This is a genomic window from Oerskovia merdavium (assembly GCF_014836755.1).
Lineage (GTDB): Bacteria > Actinomycetota > Actinomycetes > Actinomycetales > Cellulomonadaceae > Oerskovia > Oerskovia merdavium.
This window is the reverse complement of record NZ_JACSQF010000008.1, coordinates 23,786-34,750: the sequence shown is the minus strand read 5'-3', so window position 1 is coordinate 34,750 and position 10,965 is coordinate 23,786. Positions and strand designations below refer to the sequence as shown.

At 74.5% G+C, this 10,965-nt stretch carries 7 protein-coding genes and 1 tRNA gene; 6 read left to right on the top strand and 2 right to left on the bottom strand.

Annotation, left to right across the window (positions count from 1 at the left end):
• Positions 1 to 66: 66 nt before the first annotated feature.
• Entirely contained in the window at positions 67 to 822 is a 756-nt protein-coding gene (locus H9641_RS09065; RefSeq protein WP_191803021.1) for an ABC transporter permease, read from the bottom strand.
• A 50-nt stretch (positions 823 to 872) separates the two neighbouring features.
• A tRNA-Arg gene (locus H9641_RS09060) sits at positions 873 to 948 on the bottom strand.
• A gap of 178 nt (positions 949 to 1,126) precedes the next feature.
• Here H9641_RS09060 and H9641_RS09055 point away from each other — a divergent pair.
• From H9641_RS09055 to H9641_RS09030, 6 genes are all read left to right on the top strand, one after another.
• Positions 1,127 to 2,833: a GTPase gene (locus H9641_RS09055; protein WP_191803019.1), complete on the top strand. Its 1,707-nt coding sequence runs from the start codon at positions 1,127 to 1,129 to the stop codon at positions 2,831 to 2,833.
• Positions 2,830 to 4,416 (top strand): GTPase, encoded by a 1,587-nt coding sequence (locus H9641_RS09050; RefSeq protein ID WP_191803016.1) that lies wholly within the window; start codon positions 2,830 to 2,832, stop codon positions 4,414 to 4,416. Before H9641_RS09055 ends, H9641_RS09050 begins: the two co-directional genes overlap by 4 nt.
• 43 nt (positions 4,417 to 4,459) lie before the next feature.
• A complete protein-coding gene (locus tag H9641_RS09045) occupies positions 4,460 to 5,104 on the top strand; it encodes a single-stranded DNA-binding protein (RefSeq protein WP_191803014.1) in 645 nt (214 codons plus the stop codon).
• Positions 5,105 to 5,215: 111 nt separating this feature from the next.
• A complete protein-coding gene (gene ettA, locus H9641_RS09040; RefSeq protein WP_191803012.1) occupies positions 5,216 to 6,898 on the top strand; it encodes an energy-dependent translational throttle protein EttA in 1,683 nt (560 codons plus the stop codon).
• A 257-nt stretch (positions 6,899 to 7,155) separates the two neighbouring features.
• Positions 7,156 to 9,369 (top strand): dynamin family protein, encoded by a 2,214-nt coding sequence (locus tag H9641_RS09035; protein ID WP_191803010.1) that lies wholly within the window; start codon positions 7,156 to 7,158, stop codon positions 9,367 to 9,369.
• A complete protein-coding gene (locus tag H9641_RS09030) occupies positions 9,369 to 10,955 on the top strand; it encodes a GTPase family protein (RefSeq protein WP_191803008.1) in 1,587 nt (528 codons plus the stop codon). Before H9641_RS09035 ends, H9641_RS09030 begins: the two co-directional genes overlap by 1 nt.
• Positions 10,956 to 10,965 lie beyond the last annotated feature (10 nt).

The window sequence follows — 10,965 nt, the reverse complement described above, 5'->3', positions numbered from 1 at the left end:
GTGGCTACACGAAAACACCACCCGGAGATCCCCGGCCAGCCTGCCGCCGCAGCTTCGTCGCCCGTCCTAGCGGACCGCGACGACGGGCCGGGCAGCCGCCCACAGCGGAGCCGTCAGCACCGCCGTCCCGACCGCGGAGATCGACTGGGCGGCCAGCAGCCCCACGAGCACCAGGAGCTGGACCTGGGCGGCCCGCCACGGTTCGGCCCCCGCGAGCAGGAGCCCGACGAACGCCCCGGGCAGGGTGACCAGCCCGGCCGCCCGGGTCTGGTCGATCGCGGGGACGAGCGCGCGGGCCGCGGCCTGGCGTCCGAGGTCGGCGACCGACTCGCGCCGCGTGAAGCCCAGCGCCAGCATGGCCTCGACCTCACCCCACCGGTGAGCGACGTCGTCGCGCATCCGCAGGCCCGCGAGCGAGGCCGCCGTCATGGCGCCGCCGATGACCTGGGCCGTGAACGGCAGGATCTCCTGCCCGGTCGGGGCGAGTGCCCCCGCCGCGAGCACGACTCCCAGCACCACCGCCGGTCCGGTACCGATCGAGACCAGCAACCACGGCAGGGCCGCCCAGCCGCCACCGATCCGCCGTGCGGACGTGGCGCCGGCGGCCACGAGCATGACGGCCAGGTACGGGACGACCGCGGCCGGGTGCGCGAAGATCCACCCGATGACCAGCGCGACCAGCGCGAGCTGCGCGGCCGCGCGCAGGACCGCGACCAGGGCGTCAGGGACGGTGCGACGCCCCGTCCAGGCCAGGACCCCGTACGCGAGGGCGACCAGGACGAGGACCGCGACGGCGAGCCGCAGGAGGTCGGCGAGAGGCATGGGGAGATCGTGTCAGAGACACGGCGAGGCGCCGTCGCGACGACGCGCGGTGGTGCCCCGAGCAGGACTCGAACCTGCAACCTACGGATTAGAAGGCCGTTGCTCTATCCATTGAGCTATCGGGGCGCGGGGACCATCGTAGTGGGATCCGGCCGTGACCTGCGCGCACGCGCGCGAGACGGCCGTGTCGCAGACGGTCCCGCACAGCCCCGCCCGCCGGCCTCGCCCGGCTCCTCGGCAGTCCGCGGCCCCGCGACCGGCGCGCGCGTTTGGCATCGCCTCGGGAACCACAGAAGATGAACGGGTGACGACCCGACATGCTGCCGACCGTGCCCCGCGGGCCACCCCCGCCTCGGGCAGGACGCCCGGCAACACCCCTGAGGAGATCGGGACGACGGTCTTCGACGTGGGCCGTGACCTGCGCCGCGACGTGGCCGAGGTCGAGCTCCCGCTGGTCCTCGACGGGGTCGAGGAGGCAGAGGCCGCCCGCCGGCGTCTGCTCAACCAGCTCGACGAGCACCTGCTGCCGCGGCTCAAGGAGCTGTCCTCCCCGGCGGTCGTGGTGATCGCGGGGTCGACGGGCGCGGGCAAGTCGACGCTCTACAACTCGCTGCTGGGCGAGGAGGTGTCGCAGGCGGGCGTGCTGCGCCCCACGACCCGCGAGCCGGTCTTCGCCTACAACCCGCTCGACGTGGACGTCCTGGTCCACAGCCCCACGACCGCGATGTCACGCGTCGTCGAGCACGACGGCGTCCCGCGCGGCACCGCGCTCCTGGACGCGCCGGACCTCGACTCGCTCCTCGCCGAGAACCGCTCGACCGCCGCCCAGCTCCTCGAGGCCGCGGACCTGTGGCTCTTCGTGACCACGGCGGCGCGCTACGGCGACGCCCTGCCCTGGGTCGCGCTCGGTCAGGCCATGGAACGTGGCGCGAGCGTCGCGATGGTCCTCAACCGTGTCCCGCAGCACAACCTCACGACCATCCGCGGCGACCTCCTGGCCCGCCTGCGCGAGCACGGCATGGAGGGTGTGCCGCTCTTCGTGATCCCCGACGTCGGGCCGCACGAGGGCATGCTCGACCGCGCGACCGTGACCCCCATCGCCCGGTGGCTGACCATGCTCGCGGGTCCGGACCGGTCTCGCGCCGTGATCGTGCGCACGCTCAAGGGCTCGCTCGCCGCGCTCCCGGCGTGGGTCACGGGCATCGCGGACGCGGTCCAGCAGCAGGTCGAGGCCGCCGAGGTGCTGCGCGCCACGATCGAGAAGGCCCTGCCCGACGCCGAGGCCACGGCCCGCGCGTCCGTCGCCTCGGGCGTCGTCGCAGAGGGCTCGGTCGCCTCGCGCTGGGCCCAGCTCGCGAGCGCCGAGAAGATCGACCGCCTCAAGGTGCGCCACGGGCTGGCGCGCTCGACCAAGCGCAGAGGGCGCGCACGCGAGGCCGCGCTCGAACCGCTCCTCGACGAGGTCCGTGCCGCCGCGACGCGCACGCTCGTCGCGGCGGGCTCGAGCGCCGACGACGCGTTGCGCGCAGCTCTCACCGGCCCGGACGCTCCCCCCGGGGGCCCCGCGTTCGCGCCCGAGCACGGCGACCCGGCCCGTGAGGCGGCACGCGCGAAGGCCGCCAAGGACCAGGTCCACGAGTGGGTCTCGGTCGCCGAGCGCGCGGTCGAGGCCCTGCGCGGCATCGACGAGCCGGGCGTCACCCCGCAGGACAGCGCCGAGAACCGCCGGGCCGAGGCCGCGGTCAAGGCGCTCGGGCCCACGGGGCTCGTCGCGCTGCTCCTCACGTCCGCCGCGGGGGTCGACGACGCCACGCGGCTCGTGCAGTCCCTGCTCGGCGACCCGGGCCTCGCCTCCGCGCAGACCCTGGCCTCGGACCTCGCCGACCGTGCCGCCGTGATGGTGGCCCGCGAACCCGTCGACCTGCTGGAACGCCTCGACATCCCCGCCCTCGCGCCGGATGCCGCCGTCGGGCTGCGCCTGCGCCTCGCTGAGCTCAGGAGGCTCTCATGACGTCCCACGACTCTCAGCTCAGGTCCCGTGCGGACGACCTCGGCAGGGCCCTCGATCTCGCGGGGGACCGGCTCGACCCGGAGGTCGCGGACCGGATCCGGACCGCGATCGGCGGGGTGCGCGAGCGGCTTGCCCTGGGCGTCGACCACACGGTCGTGGCGCTCGCGGGCGGCACGGGCTCGGGCAAGTCGAGCCTGTTCAACCGCATCTCGCGCCTGAACTTCGCCGACGTGGGCGCCAAGCGACCCACGACGGCCCGCATCACGGCGTGCTCGTGGAGCGACCAGGCCACGGCGCTCCTGGACTGGCTCGAGGTCGACCCGGAGCGGCGCATCACGCGGGGCAGCGAGCTCGACGGGGACGCCGAGGAGGGCCTCGACGGGCTGGTCCTGCTCGACCTGCCGGACCACGACTCGATCGAGCCCGCGCACCAGGCGGTCGTCGACCGCGTCCTGCCGCTCGTCGACCTGCTCGTGTGGGTCGTGGACCCCCAGAAGTACGCGGACGACGCGCTGCACTCGGGCTACCTGCAGAAGTCGGTCGGGCTCGAGGCGTCGATGGTCGTGGCGCTCAACCAGATCGACACGGTCCCGACCACGCAGCGCGGCAACCTCGTCGCGGACATGGGTCGCCTCCTCGAGGAGGACGGCCTGTCCGGGGTGTACGTGACCATGGTCTCGGCCCGCACGGGAGAGGGGCTCGGCCAGGTGCGCGAGCTGCTGCAGCAGGCCGTGGCCCGTCGCAGCGTCGCCGCGAGCCGGGTCGCGGGCGAGCTCGACCGCGCGGGGGCCCTGCTGCTCGAGCAGACCCCGGGCGAGGTGCCGTGGACCATGAGCACCGCGGTCGACGAGGAGGTCGTCGCGATCGGCGAGGCGACCGGGCTCTCCGCGGTGGCCGGCCAGGTCGCCGCGGCCGTGCGCAACGGCTACGGCCGACCCGAGTTCGCGCCGCCGCAGACCGACGCGGTCGCGCTCTCGCGCAGCCGGTGGCTCGCGCGGGCCGGGAAGTCCTTGCGCCCGGGCTGGAAGCGGGCGCTCGACGAGGCCGTCGCCCCGGCAGACCGCCTGGTCGAGGACACCCAGCGGGCGCTGTCCAAGGTCTCGCTCGACACGCGTGGCCCTTCGTCGGCTCGTGCGACGCGCACCACGGCGCTCGTGGCGATCGGCGTGGCCGTCGTCACGGGGGCGCTCGCGATCCTCAGCTCGCTGGGCGTGCTGGACCTCGACCGGACGATCGTCGCGACCTTCGCGATCGTGGCGGGCGCGGCCGTCCTGGTGGCGCTCGGCTTCTTCCTCGCGGGGATCCAGATCCGCCGGACCCTGGCCCGTCGGCGTGAGGCGACGGTCCTGGCGTCGGGGCGCGGGGCGGTCGAGCGCGTGGTCCAGGAGACCATGGGCAAGCCCACGCAGAAGCTGCTCGACGAGCACCGCAGGGTGCGGGAGCTCGCGCAGTCCGCGCGGGACACGGGCAGGGCGGCACCGCTCACCGGGGCGTTGAGGTTGCCCACACCCCAGGACATGGTCGCCCCGTCCACAGACGACCCCTCGACGCAGGACACGGCGGCCCGCGAACCGTCAGCCTGAGGTCGCGGTCGGCACCAGGCCGGCCCCGCACCCAGGAGGAACGATGGGCAACGACGTCACGGTCACGCTGGCAGGCTTCATGGGCACGAGCCCCAGGCTGTTCGCGTCCCCGACCGGCAACGACTTCACGAGCTTCCGCATCGCGAGCACCACGCGCTACCTCGACCGTACGCGCGGCGAGTGGGTCGACGGCCGGACCATCTGGTTCACGGTCAAGGCGTGGCGGAGCATGGCCCAGAACGTCGTGGCCTCGCTGCGCAAGGGCGACGCGGTCGTGGTCACGGGACGCCTCGCGGTCGACGAGTGGACCAGCCCCGAGGGGCCGCGCACCAACCTCGTGATCGAGGCGAGCGCGTTGGGACCGGACCTCACGCGGGGGCAGGCCCGCTTCTCGCCCACGGTCCACCGCCCCACCACGCTTGACGACGCCACGAGCGGCCAGGTGGCCGTCGACCCCGGGCAGAGGGCAGGGAACGAGGAGGCCTCGGGACTGCTCGCCGACACCGGCCGCGACACCGAGTGGGACCTGGGCCCGCTGGGGGAGCCGGTCGCCGAGGACGACGACGCCGAGCACGGCCTGGTCGACGACGCGCTCGACCTCGACGAGGACGAGGGTGCCGCGCGCCTCGGTGCCGACGAGGACCCGGGCGAGGAGGCCGTGGCCCGCGAGCTCCTGGCGACGCGCTGAACCTCGACCGCGTAGGCTGAGGGGTCGAAGACGCCCGCCCCACCTGGGGCACCCCGGGTCCGGGGCGGGCGCACAGCATCCCGCGAGCGATCGAACGGTGGAACAGAGCCAGTGGCTGAGTTCATCTACTCCATGTACAAGGCGCGCAAGGCGCACGGTGACAAGGTCATCCTCGACGACGTCACCCTGAACTTCCTTCCCGGTGCCAAGATCGGTGTGGTCGGCCCCAACGGTGCCGGTAAGTCCACGATCCTGAAGATCATGGCCGGGCTGGAGCAACCCTCGAACGGCGACGCCCGGCTCTCGCCCGGCTACTCGGTCGGCATCCTGCTGCAGGAGCCGCCGCTGAACGAGGAGAAGACGGTCCTCGGCAACGTCGAGGAGGGCGTGGCCGAGATCAAGGGCAAGCTCGACCGCTTCAACGAGATCTCGGCGCTCATGGCCGAGCCGGACGCAGACTTCGACGCGCTGCTCGCCGAGATGGGCACCCTCCAGGAGGCCATCGACGCCGCCGACGCGTGGGACCTCGACTCGCAGCTCGAGCAGGCCATGGACGCGCTGCGCTGCCCGCCGCCGGACGCCGACGTGTCGGTGCTCTCGGGTGGTGAGCGTCGCCGCGTCGCCCTGTGCAAGCTCCTCCTCGAGAAGCCGGACCTCCTGCTCCTCGACGAGCCCACCAACCACCTGGACGCCGAGTCGGTCCTGTGGCTCGAGCAGCACCTCGCGTCCTACCCCGGCGCGATCCTCGCCGTGACCCACGACCGCTACTTCCTCGACCACGTCGCGGAGTGGATCTGCGAGGTCGACCGCGGACGCCTGTACCCCTACGAGGGCAACTACTCCACGTACCTGGAGAAGAAGCAGGAGCGCCTGGCGATCCAGGGCAAGAAGGACCAGAAGCTCGCGAAGCGTCTGAAGGACGAGCTCGAGTGGGTCCGCTCCAACGCGAAGGGCCGCCAGACCAAGTCGAAGGCGCGTCTGGCGCGCTACGAGGAGATGGCTGCCGAGGCGGACCGCACCAGGAAGCTGGACTTCGAGGAGATCCAGATCCCGCCGGGCCCGCGCCTGGGGTCCGTCGTCCTCGAGGCCTCGAACCTGCAGAAGGGCTTCGACGGGCGCAAGCTCATCGACGGGCTCAGCTTCACGCTGCCCCGCAACGGCATCGTCGGCGTGATCGGTCCGAACGGTGTCGGCAAGACGACGCTGTTCAAGACCATCGTCGGCCTGGAGCCCCTCGACGGCGGCGACCTCAAGGTCGGCGAGACCGTGTCGATCTCCTACGTCGACCAGTCGCGCGGCGGGATCGACCCCAAGAAGACGCTGTTCGAGGTCGTCTCCGACGGGCTCGACTTCATCAAGGTCGGCAACGTCGAGATGCCCTCGCGCGCCTACGTCGCGGCGTTCGGCTTCAAGGGTCCGGACCAGCAGAAGCCGGCCGGCGTGCTCTCGGGCGGTGAGCGCAACCGTCTGAACCTCGCGCTGACCCTCAAGCAGGGTGGAAACCTCCTGCTGCTCGACGAGCCCACCAACGACCTGGACGTCGAGACCCTCGGCTCGCTCGAGAACGCCCTGCTCGAGTTCCCGGGCTGCGCCGTCGTGGTCTCGCACGACCGGTGGTTCCTCGACCGCGTCGCGACGCACATCCTCGCGTACGAGGGCACCGAGGAGGACCCGGCGAACTGGTACTGGTTCGAGGGCAACTTCGCCTCGTACGAGGAGAACAAGATCGGCCGCCTCGGCGCGGACGCAGCGCGCCCGCACCGCGTCACGTACCGCAAGCTGACGCGCGACTGATCCGTCGCTGACGCGTGCCGCCCCACCGGGGCAGCCGCGACGAACGACACGCTCCGCACCAGAGGGCCCCGACGAATCCTCGTCGGGGCCCTCTGGTGCGTGGCGCGCCGCCCGCGGGCTGGGCCGGTCGCCCCCGTCTCCCCTCCCGACTCGCCCGGTCCAGCTCTCCCGCGCTCGCGGCCTCCGGCCCGACGTCACCCGGCGTGCGCGGCGCGCTCACCGGTCGCTCGGCTGCCGGGTCCGGCAGACTGAGGCCCATGACCATCCCGAGCGACGACGCCGGCCGGACCGTCGGCGGCGACCCCGACGGCGGTGCCGCGCGCACGAGCGACGACGGGCCGGGCGAGCCCGGCGCCGGCAGCGGTCCCGCCGGCACCGGGCAGGACCTCGACGCGCCGGCGCCCAGCAGCTCGGCAGACGGGCCCTCGGCGAACGGGCCCTCGTCGGTCGAGGAGAGCCTGCTCGGGCGGCACGCCGCAGCGGAGGACCCCGTGGTCGGGCGGTCGCTCGAACGTGCCGCGCAGTCGGGCACGGACGAGCTCGTCGCGGCCCTCGACGTCCTGCGCGGCGAGCTCACCGCCCAGCGCCTGCCCCTGACGACGCCCGGGGTCGAGGAGGACCGCCGGACGCTCGCGCTCGCGGTCGACCAGCTCGACGACTACCTGCTGCCGCGCCTGCGAGCCCGCAGCGCCCCGTTGCTCGTGGTCGTGGGCGGGTCGACGGGGGCGGGCAAGTCCACGCTCGTGAACTCGGTCCTGGGCGAGAAGGTCACGGTGCCCGGCGTGCTGCGGCCCACGACGCGCTCTCCCGTGCTCGTGCACCACCCCCTGGACGTGCGCTGGTTCAGCACCGACCGCATCCTGCCCGGGCTAGCGCGCGTGACCGGGACCGTCGACCACACGGACAGCCCGTCGGCCCACCGGTCGGTACGCCTGGTGGCGTCCGAGGCCCTCCCGCAGGGCCTTGCGCTCCTCGACGCCCCCGACGTCGACTCGGTCGTCGTCGAGAACAGGGAGCTCGCGGCACAGCTCCTCGGGGCCGCGGACCTCTGGCTCTTCGTCACGACGGCCGCGCGCTACGCCGACGCGGTGCCGTGGGACCTGCTGCACGAGGCCGCCCGGCGCCGGGCTCAGGTGGCCCTGGTGCTCGACCGCGTCGACCCCGGCGCCGAGGCCGTGGGCGCCGACCTGCACCGCCTGGCCTCCGAGAACGGTCTGGGGCACGCGCCGATCTTCCTGGTGCCCGAGGCGCACCTCGTCGACGGGCTCCTTCCCGAGACCGCGGTGGGGGAGATCTCCCGCTGGCTCACGGCCCTCGGAGGGGACGCGGGCGCGCGCTCGGCCGTGATCGACGCGACGCGCGACGGTGTGGTCGACGACCTGGTCCGGCGCGCGACCGAGCTCGCGGGCGCGGTCGACGTGCAGCACGAGGCCGACGGGTACCTGCGTGCCGCGGTCGACGCCGCGTACGAGGACGCGCGCCGGACGGTCCTGGCCGCGACGAGCGACGGCACCATGCTGCGCGGCGAGGTGCTCTCGCGCTGGCAGGACTTCGTCGGGACGGGCGAGTTCTTCCGGGCGGTCGAGCAGAAGGTGGGCTCGGTCCGCGACGCGATCAGCGGGTTCTTCCGGGGCAAGGGGCGCAAGGTCCCCGAGGTCGAGGAGGCCATCACGCACGGGCTGGAGTCGGTCGTGCTCGACGCGGCCGAGGAGGCCGCCGAGCGCAGCTACCGCGCGTGGCGCGCCGATCCGTCGGGGGCCGCGCTGCTCGACGGGCTCGACCTGTCCCGCGCCTCGGGCACCCTGCGCACCCGGGTGGCCGAGGAGATCCGGGGCTGGCAGGCGGACGTCCTCGCGCTCGTGAGCGAGCAGGCCGCGGCCAAGAGGGGCACGGCGCGTGCTCTGTCGTTCGGGCTCAACGGGCTCGGCGTCTCGCTCATGGTCCTGGTCTTCGCGTCCACGGGCGGCATCACGGGGGCGGAGATCGGTATCGCGGGCGGCACCGCGGTGCTCGCCCAGAAGCTGCTCGAGGCCGTGTTCGGCGACGACGCCGTGCGCCGGCTCACGCGCACGGCCCAGGACCGCCTCTCGGCCCGCGTCGGGGCCGTGCTCGACGGCGAGGCCCGACGTTTCACGTCCCAGCTCGACGCGCTCGGCACGGGGGAGGCGACCGGTGCCCCGCTGCGCGCCGCGGCCGAGGAGGTGCGCCGGGCCGCGCGGCGCGAGCAGAAGGCCCGCGCCGCAGAGGTGACCGGTGCGCCGGACCCGGGCTCCGTCGTCGGGCAGGCGGGAGCCCTGCGCGGCGCGCACGCGCACGACCCCCGCACCCCCGGCACGCCTCCCGCGGAGGAACGGCCGGGCGCCGAGCGTCCCGGCTTCTGGCGGCGCCTGTTCGGGGCACGCCCCGCCGACGAGACCGCCGCCGACGTGACCAGCACGACCGCGACCGACGAGCCCGGGGACGAGCGCTGATGGCCCGCCTCGACCTCGCCGACCGGGTCTCCGCGCTCGAGACCGCGGTCTCCGCGGGGGAGGGGCGGCTGCCCGCAGCGCTCCTCGACGACGCGCGCGCGGTCCTGGACCGCACGGCCACGCGCAGCGCGCTGTCGGCAGAGCACACGGTCGTGGCGCTCGCGGGCTCGACCGGTTCGGGCAAGTCGTCGTTGTTCAACGCGATCGCCCGGGAGCCGCTCGCGCGCCCGGGCATCACGCGTCCAACGACGTCGCGCCCCATGGCGGTCGTCTGGGGTCCGGGTGCGGACCCTCTCCTGAGCTGGCTCGAGGTCGGTGACCGGCACCACGCGGCCGACCGTGCGGCGGTGGCGACCCAGGGCCTCGTGCTGCTGGACCTGCCGGACCACGACTCGGTCGAGACCGAGCACCGGGCGATCGCCGAACGGCTCGTCGAGCGGGTCGACCTCCTGGTGTGGGTCGTGGACCCGCAGAAGTACGCCGACGCCGCGCTGCACGAGCGGTACCTGCGTCCGCTCGCGGGGCACGGGGACGTCGTCGTGGTCGTGCTCAACCAGATCGACCGGCTGACCCCCGAGGAGGCGACCGCGTGCCTCGCGGACCTGCGTCGCCTCGTGGCCGAGGACGGGCTCGCTGCGGCCCGCGTGCTGGGCGTCTCGGCGACCACGGGGCAGGGGGTCGACGAGCTCGACGCGCTCCTCGACCAGGCCGCCGCGCGGCGCGAGGCGGCGGTGGCCCGCCTGGTCGCCGACGTGCGCGGGGTCGCGACGAGGATCGCGGACGCGTGCGGGGACAAGGTCCCCGACCGTTCGCAGAAGGCCGCGCGCGAGCGGCTCGTCGACGCGCTCGAGGCCGCGGCGGGGGTGCCCACGGTCGTGGACGCCGTCCGAGGGTCGGCGAACCGGCGTGCCCGGGCCGCGACCGGCTGGCCCCCCACGCGCTGGATCGGGCGCCTGCGCGTGGACCCGCTGCGCCGCCTCGGGCTGACGCGCGGCACGGACCGGCCGGACCTCTCGCGCACGTCGCTCCCGCCCGCCTCGCCCACGCTCGCGGCCCGGGCCCACGTCGCGGTCCGCGAGTACGTCGGCACCATGACGGCAGGGGCGCCCGAGGACTGGGTGCTCGCCGCGCGGTCCCGGGTCGCGTCGAGCACCGACGGTCTGGACGACGCGCTCGACCTCGCCGTGGCCGGCACCGAGCTCGAGGCCACGCGACGCCCCGTCTGGTGGGGGGTCGTGAGCTTCGTCCAGTGGGTCGTCCTGGGAGTGCTGGCGGCGGGCCTCGTGTGGCTCGGTGTGCTCGCGGTCCTCGCGTACCTCCAGCTGCCCGCGCCCGAGACCCCGACGTGGCGCGGGTTCCCGTGGCCCACGCTCATGGTCGTGGGCGGGGTGGTGGTCGGGCTGGTCGTGGCGCTCGTCTCGCGCCTCGCGGGCGCGCTGGGTGCCCGACGGCGGGCCGCGCGTGCCCGGCGCAGGCTGCGGGAGAGCGTCGGTCGGGTCGCGGACGGCCAGGTGCGCCTGCCGGTGGCCGAGGAGCTGTCGGCCCTGACGACGTGCCGCGTGGCCGCCCATATCGCGGCGGGGTGAGGCGGGCGTA